The following is a 26,083-nucleotide window of genomic DNA, read 5'->3' on the forward strand; positions in this document are numbered from 1 at the left end:
ACGCGTGCCGGTCTCGACTACGGTGGGAACCGCGTGTCGAAGGCGAGGGGGTTGAGCGGTTGAGCCGCTTCCAACGAGTACGGGCGAACCTGCGTAGGGCCTACGAGGCGGGTCGCGAATCCGTACGGACGTCCCGGGCCGAGTCGGATCGGCCGACCGACGACGCCGAGGTCGAATACGAATCCCCGCCGCCGGTCTTCGAGCACCACTCGACGACCAGCCTGGACGACGCCGAGGTGCCGCACTCGTTGCGGATCGCCGCGGCCTGGTCGTGGCGCCTGATCGTCGTCGGGGTCGTGGGCTGGGTGCTGCTCCGCTTCATCGGCACGATCAGCATCGTGGTCGTCCCGCTGGCGATCGCCCTGCTTCTCTCGGCGCTGCTCGCCCCGGCCGTGGGTTGGCTGCTGAAGCTGCGCCTCCCGCCGTCGCTGGCCACGTTCCTGGTGCTGATCTGCGGGATCGGGGCGGTGGCGGGCACGCTGACCCTGGTGGTCAACCAGTTCGTCGACGGGGTGCCGGAGCTCAGCGAAAACGCCAGCGAGGGCATCAGGCAGATCCAGAAGTGGGCCCGCAACGGCCCGCTGCACCTCAACGACGACCAGCTCACCCAGGCGATCGAATCGGGCCGGGACTGGATCGACGCACACACGTCGCAGCTCACGGCGACCGGCTTCGCGACCGCGGCCACCCTGGCGGAGGTGCTGACCGGGGCGCTGCTGGTGCTCTTCGCGACGTTCTTCTTCCTGCGTGACGGCCGCAAGATCTGGCGCTTTCTGGTACGTCTGTTCCCGGTCAACGCCCGCTGGAGCCTGTCCGACGCCGGCGACGCCTCGTGGGCGACGCTCGGCTCCTACGTCCGGGCGACGGTGCTGGTGGCTTTCATCGACGCGGCGGGCATCGGCCTGGCCCTGATGATCCTGGACGTCCCCTTCCCGTTCCCGCTGGCGGCACTGGTGTTCCTCGGCGCCTTCATCCCGATCGTCGGCGCCAGCGTCTCCGGCGCGGTCGCGGTCCTGGTGGCGCTGGTCGACGAGGGCTGGATCGTCGCCCTGATCGTGCTCGGCGCGGTCATCGTGGTCCAGCAGGTCGAGGGACACATCCTCCAGCCGCTGATCATGGGCCGGGCGGTCGCCATCCACCCGCTCGTCGTGATCATTGGCATCGCCTCGGGGGTGGTCCTGGCAGGCATCGTGGGCGCGCTGGTGGCCGTGCCGCTGATCGCGGTGCTGAACACGGGTGTCCGCCGACTGGCCCGCCGCCGACCCGAGATCCCCCCGGACGCGGTCCTCGTCACCGCCGGCGACCCGCCGTCGTGACTGAGCCGGTGATCCCGCCGCGACGGCACGAGATATCGGGCCGCCTCCGCGTCGGGCACCGGCTGACTAGCCGTTGATTTCTGGCTCTGGGGCTTGAGCTGGTGGACGCTCCCGCGTGCCTGGCTATCCTCCGGCGAGGCGTTGGAGGGCGCCGAGTGCCACGTCCGGCCGGGTCGTGTACCAGAACGGGGGCAGGGACTTGCGGAGGAAGGCGCCATAGCCGCGCGCTGTCTCCAGGCGGGAATCCAGGACCGCGACGACGCCCTTGTCGCCGGTCGACCGGATCAGGCGGCCGACACCTTGGGCGAGACGCACCGCCGCGATCGGGACACTCACGGAGGCGAAGCCCGAGCCGCCCGTCGCGTCCACGGCGGCGGCGCGGGCGGCGGCCAGGGGCTCGTCCGGGCGGGGGAACGGCAGGCGATCGATGACGACGAGCTGGCAGGCGTCGCCGGGGACGTCCACGCCCTGCCACAGCGACATCACGCCGAAGAGGCAGCTCTCCTTCTGCTCTTTGAACTTGCGGACCAGGATCGGCAGCGTCTCCTCGCCCTGGAGCAGCACCGGCAGATCGGTCTTCTCGCGCAGCAGCTCCGCGGCCTGGGTCGCCGCGCGGCGGGACGAGAACAGGCCCAGGGTGCGGCCGCCGAGCGCCTCGACCAGTTTCAGCAACTCCTCGCCCGCGAGGTCTGGCAGGCCTGAGGCGGCGGGCCGGGGAAGGTGGGCGGCGACGTAGAGAATGCCCTGCTTGGGGTAGTCGAAGGGAGAGCCGACGTCGAGGGAGGTCCAGCCCTCGCCGGACATGGGCTGCGCATCCGGACTCAGGCCGGAGCCGGAGCCGGAGCCGGAGCGGGCAGCGGGAACCGCGCCGCCCGCGGCGACCCCGCCCGCGGCGACCCCGCCCGCGGCGACCCCGCCCGCGGCGACCCCGCCCCGGCCGGCTGCGGAAGAGGCGCCGTCGGTCGAGGAAGCGCCAACGCGAGCGGTCGAGGAGGCGCCGACCCGGGCGGTCGAGGAGCTGGCAGGGCCGGTTGTGGAGGGGGCGGCGGAGGGCTTGCTGGGCCCGCTCGCTGGGAGCCCCAGCGAGCGGGCCACGGTGTCGAAGCGACCACCCAATGTCAGAGTCGCCGAGGTCGCCACCACGGTGCGGTCGTCATAGAGGCTTGTCGCCAGTGTGCCGGCCACCGAGAGGGGCGCGACCACCAGCGCGCGGCGGCCGTTGCCGAGGTCGTTCTTCTCGACCCAGGCGACGTCGAAGTCGGACTCCTCGAGGAGGCGCTGGGTCGTCGTGGAGAGCTCGTCGAGGGTGGCTTTGGCCTGTTGTTTGCGGACCGGGTCGGGGTCGTCCGACTTGATGTCGCCGATGGCCTCGAGCGCCGCGCGGGTTGCCGCGTCCACCAGGAGCAGCGCCTGGTGCAGCAGTGGGGGCAGGCCGGTGGTCAGTCGGCCCGCCGGGATGTCCGCCAGGCCGACGGTGAGGGAGTCGGCAGCGGCCGCCAGGGACTCGCCGGCGGCCGGGGAGAGCAGGGGGCGGGCGCGTTTCGCGGCGCGTTCGACGGCCTCCGGGGTGAGCTCCGCCTGGGCCGCGGAGGAGACCCGGTCGGCCAGCTCGTGGGCCTCGTCGACGATCAGCAGCTTGTGCGGCGGCACGATGTGGCGGTCGGCCAGCATGTCGACGGCGAGCAGGCTGTGGTTGGTCACCACGATGTCGGCCTCGCGGGCTCGGGCTCGGGAGGCCTCGGCGAAGCAGTCGGCGCCGTACGGGCAGCGGGCGGCGCCGACGCAGTCGCGGGCCGGCATCGAGACCTGGCGCCAGGCCGTGTCGTCGACGCCCGGGTCCAGCTCGTCACGGTCGCCGGTCGCCGTCTTCTCCGCCCATTCCTGCACGCGCAGGATCTGCTTGCCGAGCCGGCCCGCCTCGCCGAGCCACTGGGTGGCGCGGGCGGGGGCGTCGTCGAAGAGGGTGTCGGTCGGCGCCTCCTCGTCGGCGTGTTCGAGTTTCGCCACGCAGAGGTAGTGGTGGCGGCCCTTGAGGACGGCGAACGTCGGGCGCCGGCCGAGGATCGGCTCGACCGCGTCCGCCAGCCGCGGCAGGTCGTGCTCGACGAGCTGGTTCTGCAGTGCCAGGGTTGCCGTGGAGACCACGACCGGGCCGTCGACGAGCAGTGCGGGCGTCAGGTAGGCGAGGCTCTTGCCGGTGCCCGTTCCGGCCTGGACGAGCAGGTGCTCGCGCTGCCGCACGGCCCGCTCGATCGCCGCCGCCATCCGCTCCTGACCTGGGCGGGAGGACCCTCCGGGGACCGCGCCGACCGCGGCGGCGAGCAGGTCCTTGGCGGCGGCGGTGGTGCGGCGGGACTTGGCGGGGGCAGTCACGACGAAGACCGTACCCGCCACCACCGACGAAACCGTCGCACCGTTAGGGTCTTGTCATGCCGAGCGAGATGGTCCGGGTGATCTACACCAAGTTCGACGGATCCGCCCATCGCGACTATCCGGCGCGTCGGCTCAACGAGGACGACCTGGGGATATGGGTCGGAGTGACCCGCGGCACCGCGTCCGTCTATCACGGACAACCCTCGGTCGAGCAGATCCCGTTCGTCCTGCTCATCCCGCACAGCGCGTGGTGGACCGGCATGTTCAACCCGCCGCCGCGCACCAGCGAGGTCTACTGCGATATCACCACCCCGGCGCGCTGGGAGGGTGACACGGTCCACATCGTCGATCTGGACCTCGACGTCTCGCGCCGGCGGGACTCGGGGCTGGTCGAGCTGCGGGACGAGGACGAGTTCGAGGATCACCGGGTGCGGTTCGGCTATCCCGACGAGGTGGTCGCCCAGGCGCGCGCCGCCGCCCGGCACCTGGTGGGGGCCCTGGGCGACGGCACCGAGCCGTTCGCTTCCGCGTACCGTAAATGGTTGTCAACGGTCCACGACTGAGCCGAGCTTCGCGGGGTTGAGCTGGCTGTAGACGGCCGTGATGCGGCCGTCGGCGACGGCCACGGACAGCACCGTCAGCAGGTCGCGCCCGTCGGCGTAGGTGCCGGTGACCAGCATCCCCGCGTCCCCGTTGACCAGAATGGGTTCGGTGGTGACGTCGGACGCCTCGCGCATGAGTCGGCTGAAGAGGCCGGCCCAGAACCGTGCCACCTTGTCCTGGCCGAGGATGGCGTTGCGGCCGGCGTTCACCACACCACCGCCGTCTCCGATGGCCACGACGTCCGGCGCCAACACCGCCGCGAGGGCGTGCAGGTCGCCGCTGGCCGCCGCGGTCAGGAAAGCTTCCAGGACCCGGCGCTGCTCGGCGAGGTCGGCGGTGTGGCGCGCCTGGCCCTCGGCCACCGCCTTGCGTCCCCGGGACGCGTGCTGGCGTGCCGCCGCCGGGGTGATGTCCAGTACGGCGGCGATCTCCTCGAACGGCACCGCGAACGCGTCGTGCAGCACCACGGCAACGCGTTGTTCCGGGGTCAGCTTCTCCAGCACCACGAGCAGGGCGAGGCTCACCTCCTGCCGCCGCGTGACCTGCTCGGAGGGGTCGTCGAGGCGGGAGACGACCGGCTCGGGCAGCCACTGGCCGGGGTAGGCCTCGCGGCGTACCCGGGCCGACCGGAGCACGTCGAGGCAGATCCGCCCGGTGATGGTGGTCAGCCAGCCGCGCAGGTCCCGGATGTCGTCGCCGGAGTCCCGGGCGCGGTGGTAGCGCAGCCAGGCGTCCTGCACGGCGTCCTCGGCCTCGGCACGACTGCCGAGCATGCGGTACGCGACCGCGAGCAGGTGCGGTCGTTCTGTCTCGAACTCGTCAATGACCACTTGATCTCGTTTCGGTTTTCCGCTGCGGTCAAATGCGGACGGCATGGAGGAATTCTGCGCGACATTGCCCGGTCGCCGGTGTCACATGTGACACAGTGGTGGACGCTATAGGGCATTTAACCCAATTTGCTGGCGGGCGGAGGGGGTAGGACAGTGGCGGACGTGGCGACCCTCTTGGGCGGCCTGGCCGGGCTCGCCGGGGCCACCGGCGCGACGACCCTCGGGATCGCGGTGGCCCGTCGGCCTCGCCCCTACCTGCCGGCCGGGCATGCGCTCGCCGGCGAGCGGGCCGTCGACCCGTTGCCGGACGTGCTGCGGCGCGGGCTCGCGGGGATATCCGTGCCGGTCCGGCCGGGACCGCACGGCGAGCTCTATCTCGGGCCGGGCATTCCGCGACCCGGGCGTACGCTGCGCCGGCTCGTGCTCAGCCCGTTGTTCGCCCGCGCCAATGCCCGGGGCGGCCGGCTCTGCCGGGATCAGCGGGTGCCGTTCCGGCTGGTCGTGGAGTTCACCGGGCCGACCCGGGACGCGGAGACGCTGCTGCGGGCGTACCGAATGCTTGATCAGCAGTTGCGGGACCACGCCCCGCTGCTGAGCCGCTGCGTCGACGGCAGGCTGGACGCGGGCGCGGTCACGGTGACCGTCGCCGGCATCGTGGACGCGCGCGAGTTGCTGGCGACCGAGCGGGAACGGTACGCGTTCGCCGACGGTTCGTTCGACGACATCGGCGCGGCCGCGGCCCCGCCCACCCTGGTGCCGATGGTCAGCGAGCAGTGGACCCGGCGGTTCGGCTGGGACGGTTGCGAGCCCATCCCCGCCGAGGAGCGACATCTGCTGCACGCGCTCGTGCGGTCGGCGCACGAGGACGGCCGTACGGTGCGGATCTCGGGCCTGCCGTCCGGTTCGCGCCGGGCGCGCCAGGCCGTCTGGACCGAGTTGGGCGAGGCCGGGGTGGACGTGGTCGCCGACGCCGACTACGTGGGCCTGGCCCGGCACCTGCGCCGGCATCCGGTACGCCGGCCGCTGCCGGTGGTGCGCCGTCCGTCGCCGCAGCCACGCCGCCCGGACCTGGCGCAAACCAGCTGAAAGATCCACAAAAACGAACAGGCAAGGTTAACGCCAGATGAACGTGCCCTGAACTGCCGCTGAGCAGGGGTAGGCGATCTTCGCAAGGGGAGAGGTGTTACCTAGCATTCCCCGGGAATCCGCCAGACCCGTCCACCCCGTCAAACGAGGTTCGCGCCGTGAAGTTCTCCTTCCGCCCCACCGAGGGCGCCTTCTACGAGCTGTTCAGCCGGGCCGCTCAGAACCTCGTGCGGGGCACCGACCTGCTGAATGAGCTGGCGCTGCCCGGCGCCGACGTGCAGTCCGTCAGCGACCGGCTGACCGACGTCGAGCACGACAGCGACCAGATCACCCACGATCTCTACAAGAAGATCAACTCCACGTTCATCACGCCGTTCGACCGCGAGGACATCTACTCGCTGGGCTCGCAGCTCGACGACGTCATGGACCACCTCGAGGCGGTCGGCAACCTCCTCTATCTGTACGGCCTGACCGAGCTGCCCTCGCTGCCGCGGGAGATGCACGAGCTGGTCACCGTGCTCGACCAGCAGGCCAAGATCACGGCCGAGGCGATGCCGAAGCTGAAGACGATGAAGGGTCTCGAGGAGTACTGGATCGAGATCAACCGGCTGGAGAACGAGGGCGACCGGGTCTACCGGATGCTGCTGGTCCGCCTCTTCTCCGGTGAGTACGACGCGTTGACGGTGCTCAAGATGAAGGAGGTCGCCGACGAGCTCGAGGCCGCCTGCGACGCCTTCGAGCACGTCGCCAACACGGTCGAGACCATCACGGTCAAGGAGTCTTAGGCCTTGTCCCCGGAGCTCATAGCGGTCCTCGCGGTGATCCTCGCCGCGATGGCCTTCGACTACACCAACGGTTTCCACGACGCCGCGAACGCCATCGCGACCAGCGTCAGCACCCGGGCCCTGACCCCGCGCGTGGCCCTGGCCATGGCCGCGGTCGGCAACTTCATCGGCGCCTACTTCGGCTCGGGCGTCGCCAAGACGGTCGGCGACGGCCTGGTCAAGCTGCCTGTCGGCATCCCCAGCCTCGGAGTGGTCTTCGCCGGCGTGGTCGGCGCCATCGCCTGGAACCTCATCACCTGGTACTTCGGCCTGCCGTCGTCCTCGTCGCACGCCCTCTTCGGCGGCCTCGTCGGCGCGACCCTCTTCGCCAGCCACGGCACGGTCCAATGGGCCACCATCATCGAGAAGGTCCTGATCCCGATGGTGGCCTCGCCATTCGTCGGGTTCCTGCTGGGTTTCATCGTCATGGTGGCGATCATGTGGGGGTTCCGGCGCGGACACCCGGGCAAGCTCAACCGCGGCTTCCGGGTGGCCCAGACGATCTCGGCGGCTTTCATGTCCCTCGGCCACGGCATGCAGGACGCGGCGAAGACGATGGGCATCATCGTGCTCGCCCTCTACTCCGGCGGCTTCCAGTCCGACGCCACGCACATCCCGTGGTGGGTGTACTGGACCTCGGCGGCGGTGCTCGCGGCGGGCACGTACGCCGGCGGCTGGCGCATCATCCGTACGCTCGGCCGTAAGATCATCGACCTCGGCCCGGCCCAGGGTTTCGCCGCCGAGACGGTGGCAAGCTCGGTCCTGTTCTTCAACGCCCTGGTCCTCCACGCGCCGATCTCCACCACGCACACGATCACCTCGGCGATCATGGGCGTCGGTGCGACCAAGCGCCTTTCCGCCGTCCGCTGGAACGTGGCGGGCAACATCGTGCTCGCCTGGCTGACTACCTTCCCGGCGGCCGCGGCGATCGCCTGCGTCACGTACTTCTGCGTACGCCCGCTCTTCGGATAGTCGTTTCGACCACCACGCCGCGGCCTCCGCGGCGTGGTGGAAATCTTTCCGGCGGAGCGATGAGTTCGGCCCGCCTCGCAAGTCTGAGAAGTCGACTCAGCACTTTCGAGACCAAGGGACGAGCGCTATGACTGCCATCGACACCGCACCGGTCGCCCGTGGGCTGCACCGCACCCTCTGGGCGCTCCAGATCTTGCTCGGCTTGTTCTTCATCGTCGCCTCGGCCGGCCCCAAGCTCTTCGGTGAGGCGACGGCGGTCCAGACCTTCGAGGACATGGGAGCCGGTGCCTGGTTCCGCTACTTCATCGGCCTGGTGGAGCTGGCCGGGGGAATCGGCCTGCTCGTCCCCCGCCTCGCCGGCCTCGCGGCGGTTGGACTCGCGCTGCTCATGGTCGGAGCCGCTATCACCCAGGCGTTCATCCTGGATGGCGGGGCGCTTGTTCTCACGCCGGTGGTGCTGTTCGTGTTCTTCGCGTTCATCGCCTGGGGGCGCCGGGCCTCGATCGCCCGCTCTTCCCGAACTGCTTGCTAGCGTTGCCGAAGTGCTGATCAAGGTATTGGACGACTACAACTGCTGGCCACTGTGGGTTCGTGGCGACGACGACGAGATCTTCGAAACATGCGATCCGGCCACCCTCGGCCTCAGCGACAGCGTCGTCGGACGGTTGGCCGCCTGGCAGCAATGGTACGAATCCATGGTCAACTTCGCGGACCCCCATGACAGCAGAGCCGTCACCACAGCCGAGGACGAAGCGTTCGACGCGGAGGCGCGCCTGCTGGCCGCACGCGTCGCCGAAGAACTTCCCCACGCCACCGTCTGGTACTACAAAGACCCCCAACCCACTATTGCCGGCACGCAGTGATTTCTTGAAACCGCTGCGGTGGAGTCAACGCTCGCGGTCGTTCCACTCCCGCAGATTCTCCCGCAGTAGCCCGATGGTTTCGTGTTCTGAAAAGGCGGCTCTCGAGATCGAATCCCACGCTCGGGAGTAGGCCTTGATCTCCGACGGTTTGTCCAGGCACACCGCGCCGACCAGATTCTCGCTGAACACCGTCGGCGGTGGCATGTAGCCATTCTGCTCCGGGAAGTCGAGCATCTTGAACGAACCCGCTAGGGAGCCGAGATGCGGGCCGATCCGCCGGTCGAGAATCCGGATGGACACGTTCGGCAGCTCGGTCGCCTTCAGGAGATGCCACAACTGCCTGCGCATCGTTCCTTCGGGTTTCGGCTCGGCCGTCAGCACCGCTTCGCTGATGATCGATTCGACCGAGGGCGGGGTTGGAAAGGCGCGGGTCAGCACCTGCTGCCGAGCCTGCTTCAGCTCGAGGCACCGGCTGACCTCATCGTCGGACCAGTCGGGTCGATCGATCCTGATGACGACGTCTGAGTAGTCGTGGCACTGGAGCAGTCCGGGCATCATGGTCGGATCGAAGATCCGGATGCGGTTGGCCGCCTGCTCCAGGCACACGTAGGCCCCGAACCAGTTGGGGAGCACGTCGCCGTAGGCCTGCCACCACCCGGGCGCTCGAGTCTCCCTGGCAAGTCCGAGGAGCACGTCACGCATGCCGTCCGGGACTCCATAGGCGTCGCAGAGAGCTTGCACATAGGGAGGCTTGGTCGAGGTGGTGCCCTGCTCGATCCGCCAGATCGTCTGCTCGCTCACCCCGAGCAGCTCGGCAGCGTCCTTGAGTTTGACACCTGCCCTGTCTCTCGCGGCGCGTAGCCCGATGCCGAGCGTGCGTCGTGGGACCGTCGAGACACCGCCTGCGACACCCATGCCCGGCCTCCTTCCGTTCTGGTCGACCAGGCTTTCCATTTTGGAACCGTCCGCTTTGCGTTCTGAAAGGTCTACGCCGCCAACCTGCCATCGTCAATGATCAACATTCGATTTCACCATTCGGCGCCTTGCGCGGCGCCACCTTCCCCATGACGATCGGCGGCGACAGAGATGATCGCCGGAGGTGGATATGACTCAGCGGCATCGCGGAGAGCGCTACCTCCGAGCATCGGCCCTGCCATCTGACTCACGAGAGGAACACGGTTCCTGTGATGCTGCGCAACGATCTGATCATCAAACTCAGCGAACAAGACAATGAATGCGTCACGGTCGATGTCAACGGCATCCTCGTCGATGTCGACTCGGTGGCTCAGGATCGGGGCAACATCGTGCTGGTCCTCGATCCGGAAGAGCTGCGGGCGACCCTGACGCAGGTCGCATCCGGGAAACCGGATCCGAGCGGAACTGGTCAGAGACTCCCCGGCGGGGTGTAGACCACGCCGATCTCGGTGCGGACGGTGTCCAGGAGGGTCATCACGTCGAGCGTCGCCTGATGCGGAACGAGCGGGCTCTCCAGCAACCCCTCCGCCAGGCAGCGCTGCACCTCGGTCGCCTCGTACTGGAAGCCGTTTCCTTCGAACTGGAAGTCGAAGGTGTTCTCACGGTGCAGGATGAAGGATCGCGGCGCGCAGAAGCCCTCGGGCAGGTCGATTCGCCCGCGTGTGCCGGTGATTGTGGCGGCGTTGCGGGAGGCGCCCGCGATGCTGCAGGTCAGGGCCGCCACGGCGGAGTCGTAGCCGAGGAGCATGGCGGTGGTCTCGTCGACGCCTTCTCCGGTGAGGCGGGCCCAGCTTCGCACCGTCGACGGGTTGCCCATGAGCAGGTGCGTCAGGTGGGCCGGGTAGACGCCGAGGTCGAGCAGGGCGCCGCCGCCCAGGGCGGGGTCGCGCAGCCGGTGGGTGGCCTCGAACGGGCCCTGGAGGCCCAGGTCGGCGTGGATGGTGACGATGTCGCCGATGGCGCCGTCGGCGACCAGGGAGGCGACCTTGCGGATCGCCGGGTTGCAGCGCATCCACATGGCCTCCATGAGGAACAGCCCGCGGGCGCGTGCCTCCTCGACGAGCCGCGCCGAGGTGGCCAGTTCCAGGGTCATCGGCTTCTCACAGAGGACCGCCTTGCCGCCGGCCAGGCAGGTCATGACCGCGTCGTGGTGGAAGGCGTGGGGCGTCGCCACGTAGATGACGTCGACGGCGGGGTCCGTCGCCAGCTCGGTCCAGGTGCCGTGGGAGCGGGCGAAGCCGTGCCTGGCGGCGAAGGCGGCCGCCGTTTCGGGGGTGCGGGAGCCGACCGCGGCGAGGTCCGCTCCGGGGACGAGGCGGAGGTCGGACGCGAACCTGCCGGCGATGCCGCCCGTGCCCAGAATGCCCCAGCGCATGGGCGTCACCGTATCGCCCGCGCGGTCGGATGGGGGAGGATCAGGGCGTGAGCCGAATGATCCCGTTGCCGCCCGCCATGGTCCAGAAGGCCCGCGAGTTTCGCGGCACCCCCGCTGAGGCCCGCGCCGCGGCCACCGTCGTGCTCGTGCATCCCGAGAGCTTCGAGGTGTACGTCCTCAGGCGCGCCGCCACGATGGTCTTCGGCGGCCTCCACGCTTTCCCCGGCGGCCGCGTCGATCCCGGCGACAGCCCGGACACCGTGCGGCGTGACTGGGCGGAGCGGCTCGGCGTGCCCGACGAGCAGGCACGGGCCGTTGTCGGCGCCGCCGCGCGTGAGCTGTTCGAGGAGGCCGGCGTGCTGTTGGCCGGCCCGGTCGACGAGCCGGACCGCACCGTCGGCGACGTGACCGGCGACGACTGGGAGGCCGACCGCGCCGCGGTGGCGGCCCGGGAGCTCACCATGACGGACTTGCTGGCCCGGCGCGGACTGCGCCTGCGCGACGACCTGCTGTTTCCGTGGGCACGCTGGATCACCCCGGAGTTCGAGCCCAAGCGCTTCGACACCTGGTTCTTCGTCGCTCTCCTGCCGCAAGCCCAGACGGCGCGGGACGTGTCCGGAGAGGCCGAGGCGACCGCGTGGATCAGCCCGGCGGCCGCCGACGGCCTGAAGATGCTGCCGCCGACGCGGGTGACACTGGACCAGCTGTCCGCGTACGAAAATGTGGAAGATCTCGTGGCAGCGACCGCGACCAGAAACGCCGCCGTGCCGGTCATGCCCCAGGTGGAGCTGACCGGCGACGGCGGCGCCGTGGTGCGGATTCCTTAGCCGAAGCGGCCCGTGATGTAGTCCTCGGTCTTGCGCTCGGACGGGTTGCTGAAGATCTTCTGGGTGTCGTCGTATTCAATGAGGCGGCCGGGGTCGCCGGTCTTGTCGATCGAGAAGAAGCCGGTCTTGTCGCTGACCCTTGCGGCCTGCTGCATGTTGTGGGTGACGATGATGATCGTGAAGCGGTCCTTCAGCTTGAACATCAGGTCCTCGATCGCCAGCGTCGAGATCGGGTCGAGCGCCGAGCAGGGCTCGTCCATGAGTACGACCTGCGGCTCGACCGCGATGGTACGGGCGATGCACAGCCGCTGCTGCTGACCGCCGGAGAGGCCAGCGCCCGGACGGTTGAGCCGGTCCTTGACCTCGTCCCAGAGGTTCGCCGACTTCAGCGACCTCTCGGCGGCCTCGTCCAGCACCGCCTTCTTCTTGACGCCGTTGAGCTTGAGGCCCGCGATCACGTTCTCGTAGATCGACATCGTGGGGAACGGGTTGGGGCGTTGGAAGACCATGCCGATCATGCGGCGTACGGCGGTGACGTCGACGTCGGGGTCGTAGACGTTCTGGTCGTCGATGGTCAGCCGGCCCTCGATGCGGGCGCCCGGCAGCACCTCGTGCATGCGGTTGATGGACCGCAGGAACGTCGACTTGCCGCAGCCGGACGGGCCGATCAGGGCGGTGATCGTCTTCGGCTCGACGGTCATCGAGATGTTGTCGATCGCCTTGAACGAGCCGTAGTAGGACGAGACGTTGCTCGCCTCGATGCGCTTGGCCATGGGGGACACCTTTACCTCAGGTCAGCCGGTTGCGGCGGGCGAGCAGCTTCGCTGCGATGGTCAGGACGAGGACCAGGGCGACCAGCGTCAGCGCCGCCGTCCAGGCGCGGTCCGGCGCGTACTTCGAGGCGTCGCCGGCCTGCTGGTAGACGAAGAGCGACAGCGACGTCTGGTTGCCGCCGAACGGGTCGAAGTTGATCGCCGCGGCGCCGCCGGCGACGAGCAGCACCGGGGCGGTCTCGCCGGCGGCGCGGGCCACGGCGAGCATGATGCCGGTGACGATGCCGGGCAGGGCGGTGGGCAGGACGACCTTCACGATCGTCTTCCACTGGGGTACGCCCAGCGCGTACGCGCCCTCGCGCAGCGGGCCGGGCACGAGCCGGAGCATCTCCTCGGTGGACCGCACGATCGTGGGCAGCATCAGCACCGTCAGCGCCAGCGAGGCGGCGAAGCCGGAGAAGCGCGGGGTGCCGTTGTTGAACCACGGGCTGACGATGAGCACCCAGAAGGCCAGCACGAACAGGCCCGCCACGATCGACGGGATGCCGGTCATGACGTCGACGAAGAAGCGGACCGTCAGGGCGAACTTGCCGCGGCCGTACTCGACCAGGTAGATCGCGCCGAGCACGCCGAGCGGAACTGCCATGCACGTGGCGATGCCGACCTGCTCCAGCGTGCCGATGATCGCGTGGTACGCGCCGCCGTTGGGGTCCCGGGCGCCGATGTTGTTCATCGAGGTGCCGAAGAAGTTGGCGTCCAGTCGGGCGGCGCCCTTGGAGACCAGCGTCCACACCACGGAGGCCAGCGGCAGGATGGCCAGCACGCAGGCGATGTAGATCAGCGCTCGCCACATCCGGTTGCGGGCCGACCGCGACCCCTCGACCCGGCTGGCGCCGAAGTAGAGGCCGGCGAGGTAGAAGACGACGCCGAGGAAGACGACGAGCACCCAGTTGCCGATGCCCGGGCCGAGGACTACGGCGGCGGAAAGGACCAGGGCCAGGGCGGCGATGCCGAGGTCGGCGACGACCGGCAGCTTCCGCGACCGGATGTTGTCCGGCGTCATGACGACGCCGGGCGTCTCTCTCTCAAGCAGGCTCATACGTGCTCCACTTCGGCATGCCGTCCTGGCCCTGCACTCGCAAGCTCGCTCCGGTGCAGTTCGTCATGCTGGGTTTACTGGGCATGCCGTCCTGGCCCTGCACTCGCAGGCTCGCTCCGGTGCAGTCCGTCATGCCGCACTGTCCCGGAACTCGCGGCGGCGGTAGATGATCGCTCTCGCGGCCATGTTGACCACCAGGGTGATGGCGAAGAGCACCAGGCCGGACGCGATCAGCGCGCCGCGGCCGGTGGCGTTGGCCTCGCCGAAGGTGTTGGCGATGTTCGCGGCGATGGAGTTGCCGCCGCTCTGGATCAGGTTGGCCGAGATGGTGAACGTGGTGCCCAGCGTCAGGGCCAGGGCGATGGTCTCGCCGAGCGCGCGACCCAGGCCGAGCATGACCGCCGCGATGACGCCGGGCTTGCCGTAGGGCAGCACCGCGGTGCGGATCATCTCCCACTTGGTGGCGCCGAGGGCGAGGGCCGCCTCCTCGTTCATGCCCGGGGTCTGCTGGAAGACCTCGCGCGACAGCGAGGTGATGATCGGCAGCACCATGATCGCGAGCACCAGGCTGCCGAGCAGGATCGAGCGGCCGAACGGGCCGTCGCCGCCGAAGATGGGCAGCCAGCCGAAGTACTTGTTCAGCCAGACCGAGAAGTCCTGCACCGGCTCGGAGAACACGGCGAAACCCCAAAGGCCGAAGACAACGCTGGGTACGGCGGCGAGCAGGTCGATGACGAAGCCGAGCGGCGTGGCCAGTCGCCTCGGCGCGTAGTGCGACAGGAACAGCGCGATGCCCAGGGCGATCGGCACCGCGACGATCAGCGCGATGACGGACGTCAACAGGGTGCCGAACGCGAGCGCGGCGATGCCGAACCGGGGCTCGGCCTCGTTGGGGAACCACGTCTTGTAGGTCAGGAAGTTCTCGGTGTTCGCGCTGAGCGCGGGCACCGCCTTGCTGACCAGGAAGATCGCGATGGCCACGATGATGACCAGCACCATCGCGCCGGCGGCGGTGCTGAGGCCCCGAAAGCCGGCCTCCATGGAGAACCGCGCCTTCGTGGGCAGACCACCCCCGCCGCCCAGCGGCGGGCGGCTGCCGTGGCGTTGGTCGGGAGGGATCGGCGATCCGTCGGTCCCGGTGGACCGACGGACCGCCGAGCGGGAGGGGTAGTCACCCATTCGCTCGCTCGCTGTCGTCTAGAAGGGGGTTCAGGAGATCTTCGCGACCGAGGCCTCGACCTTGCCGCGGACCGACTCCGGCAGCGGGGCGTAGCCGAGCTGAGCGAGTGCCGACTGGCCGCCGGTGCTGGCGGTGTAGCTCAGGAAGCCCTTGATGGCGGCGGCCTTCGGGCTGCCCTTGCTGCAGGCGATCTCGTAGGTGACCAGGACGATCGGGTAGGCCCCGGCCTCCTTGGTGGCGTAGTCGATCTCGAGCTTGAGGTCGTCGCCGGTGCCGGCGATCTTGGCGCCCGCGATGGTCTTGCCGGCGCTCTCGCCGGTCAGCTCGGTGTACTCACCCGCGCCGTTCTTGATCTTCGCCTTCTTCAGGTCGCTGTTCTCGGCGAAGGACAGCTCGACGTAGGAGATGGTGTTGGCGGTGCTCTTGACCAGCGACGCGACGCCGTCGGACTTGGGGGCGCCGGTGCCGCCCGGGGCCTTCCAGGCCTTGGCGTTGCCGAAGGTCCAGTCCGCCTCGGCGGTCTTGCTCAGGTACTTGGTGAAGTTGTCGGTGGTGCCCGACTCGTCCGAGCGGTGCACCGCCTGGATCGTGGCGGCCGGCAGCTTGGCGCCGGAGTTCTCGGCGGCGATGGCCGGGTCGTTCCACTTGGTGATCTTGTTACTGAAGATCTTGGCCAGCGTCGTGGGGGAGAGCTGGAGGCCCTCGACACCGTCGACGTTGTAGACGACCGCGATGGGGCCGGTCACCATCGGCAGGTTGAGCGCCTGGCCGCCGGGGCACTTGGCGTCGGCCTGCGGCTGCTCCTCGGGCTTGAGGGCGGAGTCCGAGCCGGCGAAGTCGGCGGTGCCGGCGATGAACGCCTGGATGCCGGCGCCGGAGCCGGTGCTCTCGTAGCCGATCTTGGTGTCGGCGCCGCACTGGCCCTGGAAGGTCTTGATCCACTCGTCCATCGCGTTCTTCTGCGCGGACGAACCCTGGGCCGTCAGCTGACCCGCGGCGCAGTTGCCCTTGGCCGCGGACGCTCCCGGGGCCGCGGACGTGTCGGTGTTGTCGGAACCGCACGCGCTGAGCGCGAGGGCGGTCGTCAAGGCAATGCCGGCAACGTAGTACCGCTGGAGCTTCACGGTGTTCCCTTCGGATGAGCTTGCTCCGGGCTCCGTAGTCCCGGCCGGCCGAGGTCTCATCGGCACACCCGGAAAGCTAAGAGGGCCAGATGGCCGGCTTCCCGGAGCTAAGTGAACGAAGGGTGAACGGTTGAGCCCCTGTTCGTTGCCTTTGGCTAAGAAGGGGTTGTCCGTTACGTGAACGACGGGGCGTGTGACCGCTATGCCCGACCTTTTCCGTTAACCTGGCACGCTTTCATGTGGCGCGCGTCACTGTCGGTCAGGAACGGTGGTACTGCACGTCGGTGGTGTGGATCTCGAAGCCGAGGCGGCGGTAGAGGGCCACCGCGGCCGTGTTCGACTCGTCCACGTACAGCAGGACGTCGCTCAGGCCGCGATCCGCGAGATGGCGCAGGCCCGCGACGCTCAGGGCAGTGCCGAGCCCACGGCGATGACCGCCCGGATCGGCGCCGAGGATGTAGATCTCGCCGAGGGCCGGCTCGACGGCGGTCGGCGGATGCACCTTGGTCCAGTGGAATCCGACCAGGGTGTCGGTCCGGTCGACCGCGAGCAGGAAGCCCTCCGGGTCGAACCACGGCTCGGCGAACCGCAGCCGCAGGTCCTCCAGCGTCCAGCGGCCCTGCTCCGGGTGGTGCGCGAAGGCCCGCGCGTTGACGCCCAACCACGCGGTGTCGTCGGCGCCGGGCACGAAGGCGCGCACCCGGACGTCCTCGGGGAGGGGCACGTCCGGCAGGTCGGTGAGCGGGCGGCGCATCTGCCACAGGACGCGGGACCGGGTAAAGCCCGCCCGCTCGGCGAACGCGCGGGCGGCGGGCTCGTCGCCGTGCGCCCAGAACTGCAGTTCTCCGGGCCCGGCCGCGGCCAGCAGGGCGGTGCCGTGCCCGCGCAGTCGGTGTTTCGGGTGGACGACCAGCTCGCCGGCGGTTTCCGCGAGATAGGCGTACCCCACGAGCTCCTCGTCCTCGGCGAACGCGAGCAGGTGCCGGTGTGCCGTCCCACGGAGTCCGAGCACGCCCTCCTCCGAGAGGGGGCCGACCCCGTCGGCTTCCTCGGCCGCGGCGGCCAACGCGAGCACGTCGGCCACCTCGGCGGGGGTGAGCCGGTTCATGGGCCGGACGTCAGTCATGCTGCGCGAGCTTAGACCGGCAGCGATACGGGCTCGTTGTCGGGCAACTGGCGGCCGGTGGGCGGCGTCACGAACTTGTACCCGACCTGGCGCACGGTGCCGATCATCGATTCGTACTCCGAGCCGAGCTTGGCGCGCAGCCGCCGCACATGCACGTCGACCGTGCGGGTGCCGCCGAAGTAGTCGTAGCCCCAGACCTCACGCAGCAGCTGGTCGCGGGTGAAAACCCGGCCGGGGTGCTGGGCCAGGAACTTGAGCAGCTCGAACTCCTTGTAGGTGAGGTCGAGCGGCCGGCCCTTGAGCTTCGCGGCGTAGGTGTCGGGGTCGATGGTGAGCTCGCCGGCCCGGATCGAGCCGCCGGCGCCGGCGGTGGCGTTGGTCAGGCGGCCGACGCCCAGGCGCAGCCGGGCCTCGACCTCGGCCGGTCCGGCTCCGGCCAGGATGACGTCGTCGACACCCCAGTCCGCGTTCAGGGCGATCAGACCCGCCTCGGTGACCACCGCGAACAGCGGCACACCGCTGCCGGTCGCGTGCAGCATCCGGCAGGTGGCCCGGGCCTCGGAGAGCTCCGAGCGGGCGTCGATCAGCACGGCGTCGGGGCTGGGGCCCGCCACCAGGGTGCGCACGTCGCGGGGCGCGGTGCGCACGGAGTGGGGTAGCAGGTCCAGGGCGGGGAGCACAGCGGAGGGCTCACCAGCGCGGGCCGTCACCAACAGGAGGATTTCCACACTCACCTCGATCCTCGCGGCGCCAGGCCGCTTCGGGTGACCCGGTCTCACGCCAAGGACGCGCGCGACCGGAAGGGTCTCGTCCCGGCGTCACCGACGGGTGGGCTGGGATCACCTTATCTGATTCAGCGGCCCGACCCTCGGCGTCAGAGCCGCCGAATGATGTGACGAATACCCTCGGTGCAAAGGCGTGACCGGCCGCGATGGGGACGTTCGGGCCCGGGTCTGGCACCATCGCAGGCGTGTTACCCACCACTGGACGCGGTGACGACCCCTGGGACGAGGACGTCTCCCGGGAGATCGCGCGGTCCGCACCCGGCCGCTCCTCGTCCGGCTTCTACGCGGGCGCCCCGGAAAAGGAGCCCGACTTCGGGAAGCGTGAGGAGGACGACGACGAGGAAATCGACGAGGAGATTCCCGTCGCGCCGGTGCGCCGCAAGCTGTCGGTGGCCATCGCCGGCTTCGCCGCCCTGCTCGGCGTCGGCCTGATCCTCGGCGCCCAGAGCTCGGGGCCGGACGCGCGGCTGTCGTACGCGGTCGTCGTCTTCGGGGTGCAGCTGCTCTATGTCCTGGCCTTCACCATGGCGATCCGTCCGCCCGCGGCCGGCGTCGTCGCGGGCGTCTGCGCGGTGGCCGGCGGGCTCGCCGACCGGCTGGCGATCACGAGCGACTCGGCGGGCATGCTGCCCCTGCTCTTTGTCACCGCGGGCGCCCTCGTCGCCGCGCTGGCCGGGCAGGCGATCCGCGCCCGCGACCGCACACAGCTGCGCGACGCGTTCGGCGGCACCTTCCTCATCGTCTTCGGCGTGGTGTCGTTCTCCCTGCTGATCGTGCTCACCCGCCGGCCGGTGGGCACCCAGGCCATCCTCGTCTGCCTCACCGCGGCCGGGATCGCGCTGCTGGTCGCACACCTCACGGACGCGGTCTGGCCCAAGCCGCGGATCGCCGCGCAGGTGCCGCGGGGGGCGGCCGGCATCGTGCTCGGTGCGATGCTCGGCACGCTGGCCGCGGCCGGGCTGGGCAGCGTGCTGGTGCTGCCGTTCACCCCCGGCAAGGGCGCGGTGCTGGGCTTCGCCGTCGCCGGCATCGCCGGGCTGGTCGATCTCGCCGTGAATTACTCCGAGGCCGGACGCAGCATGGCCGGCGACGCGCCGACGTTCTGGGTGGCCCGGCACATGCAGGGTCCGCTGGGCGCGTTCGCGCTGATCTTGCCGGCCACCTACGCGTTGACGCTCTTCTTTCTCACCTGAAGCTCGTACAGTTCTTTCCCATCTAGAGCCCATACAGTGATCGCCCTGTCTCTTCAGGCGGAAACGAGGAGGACCGGTGGCTGAGGTGTACGAGTCGACACGACCGCGCAAAAGGTGGGGTCGGCGACTGCTGATCACCTTCCTGGTGCTGCTGGCTATCGTCGCCGTCGCGGTGGTGGTGGCGGACCGCGTCGCGGCCTCGTACGCCGAACGGGAGATCGGCGACCGCGTCTCCCGGCAGATCGCCGACCGGCAGGCCACCTCGGAGAAGCCGGACGTGACGGTGGCCGGGGTGCCGTTCCTGACCCAGGTGCTCGCGGGCGAGTACCAGGAGATCAAGATCCTGCTGAAGAACTACGCCGGCCCCGCGGGCAACGGCAAGACCGTCAAGATGCCCGAGCTCGACATCCGGGCGCGGGACGTGACCGCGCCGTTGGACACCATCCGCTCCGGCAACGGCGACATCGTGGCGAAGACCGTCACCGGCACCGGCACGATCGGCTACACCGACCTCGCGGCCCTGATCGGCCGGGAGGGCATCACGGTCAGCGAGAAGGACGGCAAGCTGATCGGTTCGGCGCCGGTCGAGGCGCTCGGCCAGACCTTCAACGTCTCCGGTACGGCGTCGCTCGAGGTGAAGGACGGCGTGGTGCAGGTGCGCTTCTCCGAGGTCACCGCCGAAGGGCTGCCCGACGTGCCGCTGGTGCGCAACCTCATCGACAACTACGCCAAGAACCTGGCGCTCGACCTCAAGGTGCCCGCACTGCCGATGGGACTGCAGCTGCAGAAGGTGGAGCCCCGCCCTGAGGGCCTCGTGATCACCACGGGCGCCAGCAACGTGTCGCTCAGCTCGGGAGGGCTGTGACCGCCGCCTCCTTCCCGGATGCTGGTCGATGGTGTTCCGCTCACCCGAGCCGCTGGTAGGGTCGTTTCCCATGAGCCTGTTGCTCACCAAGAGGCGCGCGGTCGACCTGTGCCGCGTGGCCGCCTGCCTGTGTTGCCCTGTCCTCTGACGGGGCCACTCGCGTTTCCTTAGCCCGGCAGTGTTTCGCCCGGCAGTGGCGCCGTACGCATACCGTGATCCGTTTCGTCGGGTCGGCGCGCGCGTGCGCTCTATTTCCCGCTTTCGCGCCGACTCACCCCCCATCTCTCACCTGACAAGGGAGTAATGCGATGAGTCGCGACACCGCACTCGTCTCTGCCGACTGGGCCGAGAAGAACCTGGACGCCCCCGGGGTGGTCTTCGTCGAGGTCGACGAGGACACCACCGCCTACGACGGCGGGCACATCCCCGGCGCCATCAAGCTCGACTGGAAGAAGGACCTGCAGGACCCGGTGCGCCGGGACTTCGTCAACCAGGAGCAGTTCTCCGCGCTGCTCTCCGAGCGGGGCATCGCCAACGACGACACCGTCGTCCTCTATGGCGGCAACAACAACTGGTTCGCCGCGTACGCGTTCTGGTACTTCAAGCTCTACGGCCACGGTGACGTGAAGCTGCTCGACGGTGGCCGCAAGCGGTGGGAGCTCGACGCCCGGCCGTACACCAAGGACCTTCCCCAGCGCGCCGCGACGCAGTACCGGGCGTCGGCGCCGGACCTGTCGATTCGCGCCTTCCGGGACGAGGTCGTGCAGGCCATCGGCGCGAAGAACCTGGTCGACGTCCGCAGCCCCGACGAGTTCGCCGGCCGCCTGCTCGCCCCGGCCCACCTGCCGCAGGAGCAGTCGCAGCGCGCGGGCCACATCCCCACGGCGATCAACGTGCCGTGGAGCAAGGCGGCGAATGAGGACGGCACCTTCAAGTCGGACGCCGAGCTCGCCAAGATCTACGGCGAGGCCGGGTTGGACGGCGGCAAGGACACGATCGCGTACTGCCGCATCGGCGAGCGTTCCTCGCACACCTGGTTCGTGCTCCGAGAGCTCCTCGGCCACGAGAACGTGAAGAACTACGACGGTTCGTGGACCGAGTACGGCTCGCTCATCGGCGTGCCGATCGCGCTCGGCGACGAGCCGGGAAAGGCGTGACCGCCATGACCACATCGTCGAACATCGCGGACGGCTGCGCCGCACCCGACCAGTCGGCTCCCCTCCCCGCCGGCGTCGACCTGCAGAAGGAAACCGTCATCACGGGCGTCCTGACCGATGCCGAGGGCGAGGCGGTGGGCGGCGCGTACGTCCGCCTGCTCGACGCCACCGGCGAATTCACCGCCGAGGTGGTGACGTCGCCCGGCGGCGTCTTCCGCTTCTTCGCGGCACCGGGCTCGTGGACGCTGCGTGCCCTGTCCCGCGCGGGCAACGGCGATCTCGCCGTGGACGCCGCCCGCGGGGTGAACGAGGTCGGCCTCAGCGTCGCCGCCTGACCCACGCTCTGTTGCGAAGGGCGGAACCCTCGGGTTCCGCCCTTCGGTGCTGCCTGGGGCGGGAGCGTGAGGTGCTGCCTGGGGTGGGAGCGTGAGGTGCTGGCTGGGGTGAGGGCGTGCGAGCATGGCTCCCGTGACCCAGACCGGCCATCCCGAGGTAGTGCCATCACCCGCTCCGCGGCGCCGTGCGCCGCGCTGGTGGCTGATCGCGATCGTGGCGGTGTGGGCTCTCGTGCTTGCCGGCGCCGCCGTCTGGTCGGTGCGCAACGATCCGCCGACCGTCGTCGAGCAGCGGGACATCGCCGCCGCCCTGCCCGTGCTGCACCGGGCGGCGGGTGCGGTCGTCACCGCCGCGGACGCCCCCGACCGGACCATCGAGATCGGACCGCTGCGCTTCGACACGCGGTGCGGGCTGACCTCGGTGCGAGCCGGGGTCGAGGCCAGCCAGGAGATCACCGTCCGGGTCCGGGCCGACCAGGCGCCGGGCGCGCTCGAGTCGATCGCCCGGGCGCTTCCGCGGTCGTACAAGCCGGCGATCCGGCACCTCGACAACGACACGCGGCACGTGCTTCGCGCCGACGCCGGTGAGTTCATCGAGGTGGAGGCCACGGCCGAGAACGACGGGATGATCATCGCGGTGCGGATCCTGACCGGCTGCCGGCCACCCAACGCCGGCGTGGACCTCGCTGCCGCGCCTCGGCCGGCCGCGACCACCCCGGACGCCCTCTCCGCCGCGATGACGGCCGTCAAGGCCGCCGGTCCCGCCACGAGCGTCGAGGTGGCCTGCCCGAACGGCAAGACGGCGGCGACGGTGACCGTCGGCGGCCCGACGATGTCGGGCGACCTGGGCCGGGCACTGCGCGACGCGGTGGGCGACGGGCTCGTCGTGCGGGCGGAGCCGCGGGCGTGGGCCTACCGGGTCGGGGAGGTCTCGGTGCTCGTCACCGGCGACGAGGGTGACGCGCGGGTCAGCGCCACCACCTCGTGCCGCTAGGAAGACGTCAGTAAACGACCGCCTGGGCGCCCTCGCCCATGATCTCCTCGACGAAGACCGCGGCGCCCGCGATGCGGATGCCGGGGAGCACGTCGTCCGGTCCGATGTCCCGGCGGGCCGCGCACTGGGTGCACAGCGTGACCGTGCCGGCCTCGAGCAGCAGGCCGAGCAGGTCGGGCAGGGGAGCGGCGTGCGGGAGCTGGAACTCCGCGGCCCGGCCGGGCAGGGCGAACCACGCCGACTCGCCGGTGAGCCAGAACGACACCGGCACGCCGGCGGTCGCCGCCGTGCTCGCCACGGTGAACGCCTGCGAGCAGCGCTCCGGGGCGTCCGCTCCGGCGGTGGTCTTGACGACGAGAAGGCGGGCCATACGCCTCAGCATAGGATGGCTCCGTCATGGTTACGGAGATCGGGTACGTGAGCCTGCTGGTCGCCGGTTTGGGCGCTCTGGCCGGCGGTTTGGGCTATCTGGCGATGCGCATTGCAAGGGGACGCTGGTGAGCAGTGAGACCGAGAACCCGTTGGGCCCGCCCCCCTGGCTGAACGCCCCGCCGGTGGCGGAATACCCCTACGAGGACACCCACGATCTGCGCCAGGGGCCGGATCTGCACCCGGCGCTGCTCGGGCTGCTGCCGTTCGTCGGGTTGTGGCGCGGGCGCGGCCAGGGCGGGTTCCCCCAGCCGGAGGACTACAACTTCGCGCAGGAGATCAGGATCAGCCACGACGGGCGGCCCTTCCTGGCGTACGAGTCGCGCATCTGGCTGCTGGACGACGACTCCACGCCGATCGGCCAGGCCGGGCGCGAGGTCGGTTTCTGGCGTCCCGTGCTCAACGCGGACGGGCGGCCCACCGACGAGATGGAAGCCACCCTGACCACCCAGGACGGGGTGATCGAGATCTACGAGGGCGAGGCCACCGGCACCCGGCTGGAGATGGCGACGGCCGGCGTCGGGCACACCGCCTCGGGTCTCGCGGTCACCGGCGGGCACCGGCTCTTCGGCATCGTCGAGGGCGCGCTGCTCTACGCCCACGAGATGTCGGCGAAAGGCGAGAAGCTCATGCCCCACCTGTCGGCCCGGCTGATCCGGGTCGGCGGCTGAAACCGAGCAGGTCGAGCAGGCGCGGCGTCCACGGCGACGCCGCGCGGGGCCGTCCGTCGAGCGACCTCGCCTCGGCGAGCCCCCGCAGCGCGCTGGTCAGCCAGATCGCGTCGGCACCGGGCAGCTCGTCGGCGGTGATCATCCGTTCCTCGGCGCGCAGGCCCACCTCGGACGCCCGTGCGAGCAGGTGGGCCGCCGTCGTGCCGGGCAGGATGCCGGTCCGGTCCGGGGCGACCGTGCACAGCGTGTCGCCGTCGAGCCAGACGAGGCTCGCCGTCGGGCCCTCCAGGGCGTGGCCGTGGCTGTCGAGCCAGAGCAGGTCGTCGGCACCCTGGGCGGTGGCCCAGCGCTTCGCCGCCAGGTTCTCCGCGTAGGACAGCGTCTTGGCGCCCGCCAGGGACCAGGGCGGCCGCCGGGTGAGGCCCAGGTCGTGGGTGATCAGCCGGATGCCGTTTCGGCGCTCGTCGCGGATCGTCTCCGGGACGGCGGCCACGGTCGCGAACGCGGTCGACGGCGTCACCACCAGCCGCAGAGCGCCGTCGGCGTGGGTGACCCCGCTCGCCAGGTCGGCAAGGCCGCCCGGAACCTCGATCTCCAGAGCCGCCGCCGAGCGCGCCAGGCGGGTCAGGTGCTCCTCGAGCAGCCAGGGACCGGTCGGGCGCAGGTGGATGGTCTCGAAGACCCCCTCGCCGTAGAGGAGACCGCGATCCGTGTGGGTCAGTTCGCCGGGGCCGACGATTACCGTGGGGACGCTCACGTCGCGGAGGGTATCGCCGTGCGAACTATGCTCATAGCGTGTCCGCCACATCCCTTGCCGAGATGCTCCGGGAGCGCGGCCTGCGACTGACCCCGCAGCGCCAGCTCATCCTCGAGGCGGTCCACCAACTCGGCCACGCCACACCCGAGCAAATCCATCAGTCGGTGCGCGAGCGCGCCGCCGGCGTCAACATCACGACCGTCTACCGCACCCTCGAACTCCTCGAGGAACTGGGCCTCGTCAGCCACACCCACCTCTCGCACGGCTCGCCGACCTATCACCGAGCGGGCGAGGACCAGCACGTGCATCTCGTCTGCCGGACGTGCGGTTCGGTCGACGAGGTCGATCCCGCGATCATGGAGCCGGTGACCGTTCGGCTGCGTGACGAGCGGAAATTCCGGGTCGATGTCGGCCACGTGTCGCTCTTCGGCGTCTGCGGCGATTGCAAGGAGCGCACATGACCACGGTGCTTATCGAGGAACTCGAGCCGGGGTCGGCCGACGCCGGAGTCGCCGCGCACTACGGCGACCCGATGCGAGAACAGCGCACCCTCGACACGGCCGTCGGTCTCGTCGACCGGTCGAACCGCGACGTGATCGCCGTGCCCGGCGAGGAACGGGCGGGCTGGCTGCACACGCTGACCACCCAGCACCTCAGCGACCTGCGGGCCGGGCAGGGCACCGAATTCCTCGTGCTCTCGCCCCACGGCCACGTCGAGCAGCACGCCCTGGTCGCCGAGGACGGCACGACCGCCTGGCTGGACACCGAGCCCGGCGCGGGCGCCGGCCTCGCCAAATATCTGGAGATGATGCGCTTCTTCACGCGCGTCGAGCCTCGGGACGCCACCGCGGAGATCGCCGTGCTGTCCCTGGTGGGCCCGCGGGCTCCGGAGGCGGCCGCCCGGCTCGGCATCGACCTGGCCGAGCCCCGCGTGCTGGAGGTGCCGGGTCCCAAGTTCGCCGCCGGGTCGCTGCCGCCCGAGCCCACCGCGCTCTATGACGTACGGGCGTTCGAGGGTGGGCTGGCCCGGCGGGTGCCGCTCGGCGTCGATCTGCTCGTGCCCCGGTCGGGCCTCGACGCGGTGGTTACGCGGCTGGCCGACGTACCCAAAGCCGGATTGTGGGCCTATGAGGCGGTGCGGGTCGCGCATCGGATTCCGCGGCTCGGGTGGGAGACCGACCACCGGACCATTCCGGCCGAGGCGCGGTTCGTCGCTCCCGCCGTCCACCTCGACAAGGGCTGTTATCGCGGCCAGGAGACGATCGCGCGGGTGCACCACCTCGGGCGTCCGCCTCGGCGGCTCGTGCTGCTCCACCTCGACGGGGTGGCGACCGACCAGCCGCCGGCCCAGGGCACGCCGATCACCCTGGACGGGCGGGAGATCGGTTTCGTCGGCACGGCGGTCCGCCACTACGAGCTCGGCATGATCGCGCTCGCCGTGGTGAAGCGCAATGTCGCCGACGACGCGCGGCTCATCATCGGCGAATCGGCCGCCGCCATCGACGCCGACTGATCGAACCGGCCGCGGATGGCCGTCGCTGCTCTCGGAGC

The 26,083-nt window shown here is 70.2% G+C and carries 31 protein-coding genes; 19 read left to right on the plus strand and 12 right to left on the minus strand.

Annotated features, from left to right (window positions below):
- The first annotated feature begins 59 nt into the window (after nucleotides 1-59).
- Entirely contained in the window at nucleotides 60-1,316 is a 1,257-nt protein-coding gene (locus tag AB0M36_RS27710) for an AI-2E family transporter (RefSeq protein ID WP_364162851.1), read from the plus strand.
- 123 nt (nucleotides 1,317-1,439) lie between these two features.
- On the opposite strand, the gene AB0M36_RS27715 is transcribed toward AB0M36_RS27710, so the two are convergent.
- A complete protein-coding gene (locus AB0M36_RS27715; RefSeq protein ID WP_364163164.1) occupies nucleotides 1,440-3,581 on the minus strand; it encodes an ATP-dependent DNA helicase in 2,142 nt (713 codons plus the stop codon).
- Nucleotides 3,582-3,745: 164 nt separating this feature from the next.
- Here AB0M36_RS27715 and AB0M36_RS27720 point away from each other — a divergent pair, with 164 nt between their 5' ends.
- Nucleotides 3,746-4,252, plus strand: coding sequence for a DUF402 domain-containing protein (locus AB0M36_RS27720; protein ID WP_364162853.1), 507 nt, complete (start codon nucleotides 3,746-3,748; stop codon nucleotides 4,250-4,252).
- Here AB0M36_RS27720 and sigJ read toward each other — a convergent pair.
- A complete protein-coding gene (gene sigJ, locus AB0M36_RS27725) occupies nucleotides 4,235-5,122 on the minus strand; it encodes an RNA polymerase sigma factor SigJ (RefSeq protein ID WP_364162856.1) in 888 nt (295 codons plus the stop codon). The two genes, AB0M36_RS27720 and sigJ, sit on opposite strands and share 18 nt — an antisense overlap.
- Before the next feature lie 162 nt (nucleotides 5,123-5,284).
- Between sigJ and AB0M36_RS27730 the strand changes: the two genes are divergently transcribed.
- The 5 genes from AB0M36_RS27730 (at nucleotide 5,285) to AB0M36_RS27750 (ending at nucleotide 8,867) form a co-directional block, all read left to right on the plus strand.
- Complete coding sequence (locus AB0M36_RS27730; protein ID WP_364162858.1) at nucleotides 5,285-6,208, plus strand: hypothetical protein; 924 nt, start codon at nucleotides 5,285-5,287, stop codon at nucleotides 6,206-6,208.
- Between the two features lie 158 nt (nucleotides 6,209-6,366).
- The gene (locus AB0M36_RS27735; RefSeq protein WP_364162861.1) at nucleotides 6,367-6,993 is read left to right on the plus strand and encodes a DUF47 family protein; all 627 of its coding nucleotides are present in this window, start codon (nucleotides 6,367-6,369) and stop codon (nucleotides 6,991-6,993) included.
- Nucleotides 6,994-6,996: 3 nt separating this feature from the next.
- Nucleotides 6,997-8,004, plus strand: coding sequence for an inorganic phosphate transporter (locus tag AB0M36_RS27740; RefSeq protein ID WP_364162864.1), 1,008 nt, complete (start codon nucleotides 6,997-6,999; stop codon nucleotides 8,002-8,004).
- Nucleotides 8,005-8,131: 127 nt separating this feature from the next.
- Nucleotides 8,132-8,536 (plus strand): DoxX family protein, encoded by a 405-nt coding sequence (locus AB0M36_RS27745; RefSeq protein WP_364162867.1) that lies wholly within the window; start codon nucleotides 8,132-8,134, stop codon nucleotides 8,534-8,536.
- 10 nt (nucleotides 8,537-8,546) lie between these two features.
- A complete protein-coding gene (locus tag AB0M36_RS27750) occupies nucleotides 8,547-8,867 on the plus strand; it encodes a hypothetical protein (protein ID WP_364162870.1) in 321 nt (106 codons plus the stop codon).
- 24 nt (nucleotides 8,868-8,891) lie between these two features.
- Here the strand turns inward: AB0M36_RS27750 and AB0M36_RS27755 are convergent, their stop codons facing one another.
- Nucleotides 8,892-9,821 (minus strand): helix-turn-helix transcriptional regulator, encoded by a 930-nt coding sequence (locus AB0M36_RS27755; RefSeq protein WP_364162873.1) that lies wholly within the window; start codon nucleotides 9,819-9,821, stop codon nucleotides 8,892-8,894.
- Nucleotides 9,822-10,054: 233 nt separating this feature from the next.
- On the opposite strand from AB0M36_RS27755, the gene AB0M36_RS27760 reads away from it, so the two are divergent.
- The gene (locus AB0M36_RS27760) at nucleotides 10,055-10,276 is read left to right on the plus strand and encodes a hypothetical protein (protein WP_364162876.1); all 222 of its coding nucleotides are present in this window, start codon (nucleotides 10,055-10,057) and stop codon (nucleotides 10,274-10,276) included.
- Here the strand turns inward: AB0M36_RS27760 and AB0M36_RS27765 are convergent.
- Nucleotides 10,252-11,217: a Gfo/Idh/MocA family oxidoreductase gene (locus AB0M36_RS27765; RefSeq protein ID WP_364162878.1), complete on the minus strand. Its 966-nt coding sequence runs from the start codon at nucleotides 11,215-11,217 to the stop codon at nucleotides 10,252-10,254. The two genes, AB0M36_RS27760 and AB0M36_RS27765, sit on opposite strands and share 25 nt — an antisense overlap.
- A 56-nt stretch (nucleotides 11,218-11,273) precedes the next feature.
- On the opposite strand from AB0M36_RS27765, the gene AB0M36_RS27770 reads away from it, so the two are divergent.
- A complete protein-coding gene (locus tag AB0M36_RS27770; protein ID WP_364163167.1) occupies nucleotides 11,274-12,044 on the plus strand; it encodes an NUDIX domain-containing protein in 771 nt (256 codons plus the stop codon).
- Here the strand turns inward: AB0M36_RS27770 and pstB are convergent.
- The 6 genes from pstB to AB0M36_RS27800 all read right to left on the minus strand — a co-directional run bounded on the left by pstB (nucleotide 12,041) and on the right by AB0M36_RS27800 (nucleotide 18,080).
- Complete coding sequence (gene pstB / locus AB0M36_RS27775) at nucleotides 12,041-12,817, minus strand: phosphate ABC transporter ATP-binding protein PstB (RefSeq protein ID WP_364162881.1); 777 nt, start codon at nucleotides 12,815-12,817, stop codon at nucleotides 12,041-12,043. The two genes, AB0M36_RS27770 and pstB, sit on opposite strands and share 4 nt — an antisense overlap.
- A gap of 16 nt (nucleotides 12,818-12,833) precedes the next feature.
- Nucleotides 12,834-13,916, minus strand: a complete 1,083-nt coding sequence (pstA, locus tag AB0M36_RS27780) for a phosphate ABC transporter permease PstA (protein ID WP_364162884.1) — start codon at nucleotides 13,914-13,916, stop codon at nucleotides 12,834-12,836.
- A 129-nt stretch (nucleotides 13,917-14,045) separates the two neighbouring features.
- Nucleotides 14,046-15,095, minus strand: a complete 1,050-nt coding sequence (pstC, locus tag AB0M36_RS27785) for a phosphate ABC transporter permease subunit PstC (protein ID WP_364162887.1) — start codon at nucleotides 15,093-15,095, stop codon at nucleotides 14,046-14,048.
- Between the two features lie 30 nt (nucleotides 15,096-15,125).
- A complete protein-coding gene (gene pstS / locus AB0M36_RS27790; RefSeq protein WP_364162890.1) occupies nucleotides 15,126-16,220 on the minus strand; it encodes a phosphate ABC transporter substrate-binding protein PstS in 1,095 nt (364 codons plus the stop codon).
- A 259-nt stretch (nucleotides 16,221-16,479) separates the two neighbouring features.
- On the minus strand, nucleotides 16,480-17,346 hold the full coding sequence (mshD, locus tag AB0M36_RS27795; RefSeq protein ID WP_364162893.1) for a mycothiol synthase: 867 nt from the start codon (nucleotides 17,344-17,346) through the stop codon (nucleotides 16,480-16,482).
- Nucleotides 17,347-17,357: 11 nt separating this feature from the next.
- A complete protein-coding gene (locus AB0M36_RS27800; RefSeq protein WP_364162896.1) occupies nucleotides 17,358-18,080 on the minus strand; it encodes a response regulator transcription factor in 723 nt (240 codons plus the stop codon).
- A gap of 236 nt (nucleotides 18,081-18,316) precedes the next feature.
- On the opposite strand from AB0M36_RS27800, the gene AB0M36_RS27805 reads away from it, so the two are divergent.
- The 6 genes from AB0M36_RS27805 (at nucleotide 18,317) to AB0M36_RS27830 (ending at nucleotide 22,675) form a co-directional block, all read left to right on the plus strand.
- On the plus strand, nucleotides 18,317-19,324 hold the full coding sequence (locus AB0M36_RS27805) for a hypothetical protein (RefSeq protein WP_364162899.1): 1,008 nt from the start codon (nucleotides 18,317-18,319) through the stop codon (nucleotides 19,322-19,324).
- Between the two features lie 76 nt (nucleotides 19,325-19,400).
- The gene (locus AB0M36_RS27810; RefSeq protein ID WP_364162902.1) at nucleotides 19,401-20,189 is read left to right on the plus strand and encodes a DUF2993 domain-containing protein; all 789 of its coding nucleotides are present in this window, start codon (nucleotides 19,401-19,403) and stop codon (nucleotides 20,187-20,189) included.
- A gap of 70 nt (nucleotides 20,190-20,259) precedes the next feature.
- The gene (locus AB0M36_RS27815) at nucleotides 20,260-20,337 is read left to right on the plus strand and encodes an Ms5788A family Cys-rich leader peptide (protein WP_364163170.1); all 78 of its coding nucleotides are present in this window, start codon (nucleotides 20,260-20,262) and stop codon (nucleotides 20,335-20,337) included.
- Nucleotides 20,338-20,497: 160 nt separating this feature from the next.
- Nucleotides 20,498-21,346 (plus strand): sulfurtransferase, encoded by an 849-nt coding sequence (locus tag AB0M36_RS27820; protein WP_364162905.1) that lies wholly within the window; start codon nucleotides 20,498-20,500, stop codon nucleotides 21,344-21,346.
- 5 nt (nucleotides 21,347-21,351) lie between these two features.
- Nucleotides 21,352-21,681 carry a DUF1416 domain-containing protein gene (locus AB0M36_RS27825; protein WP_364162907.1) on the plus strand — a complete coding sequence of 110 codons (330 nt, stop codon included), beginning with the start codon at nucleotides 21,352-21,354 and terminating at the stop codon, nucleotides 21,679-21,681.
- A gap of 133 nt (nucleotides 21,682-21,814) precedes the next feature.
- On the plus strand, nucleotides 21,815-22,675 hold the full coding sequence (locus AB0M36_RS27830) for a hypothetical protein (RefSeq protein WP_364162910.1): 861 nt from the start codon (nucleotides 21,815-21,817) through the stop codon (nucleotides 22,673-22,675).
- A 7-nt stretch (nucleotides 22,676-22,682) separates the two neighbouring features.
- Here AB0M36_RS27830 and AB0M36_RS27835 read toward each other — a convergent pair whose 3' ends face one another.
- Entirely contained in the window at nucleotides 22,683-23,057 is a 375-nt protein-coding gene (locus tag AB0M36_RS27835; RefSeq protein ID WP_364162913.1) for a DsrE family protein, read from the minus strand.
- Nucleotides 23,058-23,071: 14 nt separating this feature from the next.
- Between AB0M36_RS27835 and mtfM the strand changes: the two genes are divergently transcribed.
- Nucleotides 23,072-23,176 (plus strand): small membrane protein MtfM, encoded by a 105-nt coding sequence (gene mtfM, locus AB0M36_RS27840; RefSeq protein WP_364162916.1) that lies wholly within the window; start codon nucleotides 23,072-23,074, stop codon nucleotides 23,174-23,176.
- The gene (locus AB0M36_RS27845; RefSeq protein ID WP_364162919.1) at nucleotides 23,173-23,775 is read left to right on the plus strand and encodes an FABP family protein; all 603 of its coding nucleotides are present in this window, start codon (nucleotides 23,173-23,175) and stop codon (nucleotides 23,773-23,775) included. The genes mtfM and AB0M36_RS27845 overlap by 4 nt, the downstream gene beginning before the upstream one ends.
- On the opposite strand, the gene AB0M36_RS27850 is transcribed toward AB0M36_RS27845, so the two are convergent.
- Nucleotides 23,732-24,532, minus strand: a complete 801-nt coding sequence (locus tag AB0M36_RS27850) for an aminotransferase class IV (RefSeq protein WP_364162921.1) — start codon at nucleotides 24,530-24,532, stop codon at nucleotides 23,732-23,734. The genes AB0M36_RS27845 and AB0M36_RS27850 overlap by 44 nt on opposite strands.
- A gap of 62 nt (nucleotides 24,533-24,594) precedes the next feature.
- Between AB0M36_RS27850 and AB0M36_RS27855 the strand changes: the two genes are divergently transcribed.
- Nucleotides 24,595-24,993: a Fur family transcriptional regulator gene (locus AB0M36_RS27855; protein ID WP_364163173.1), complete on the plus strand. Its 399-nt coding sequence runs from the start codon at nucleotides 24,595-24,597 to the stop codon at nucleotides 24,991-24,993.
- Nucleotides 24,990-26,045 (plus strand): folate-binding protein, encoded by a 1,056-nt coding sequence (locus AB0M36_RS27860; RefSeq protein WP_364162924.1) that lies wholly within the window; start codon nucleotides 24,990-24,992, stop codon nucleotides 26,043-26,045. Before AB0M36_RS27855 ends, AB0M36_RS27860 begins: the two co-directional genes overlap by 4 nt.
- Nucleotides 26,046-26,083 lie beyond the last annotated feature (38 nt).

The sequence above is a fragment of the Actinoplanes sp. NPDC051346 genome, assembly GCF_040682215.1.
In the GTDB taxonomy this organism is placed as follows: Bacteria; Actinomycetota; Actinomycetes; order Mycobacteriales; family Micromonosporaceae; genus Actinoplanes.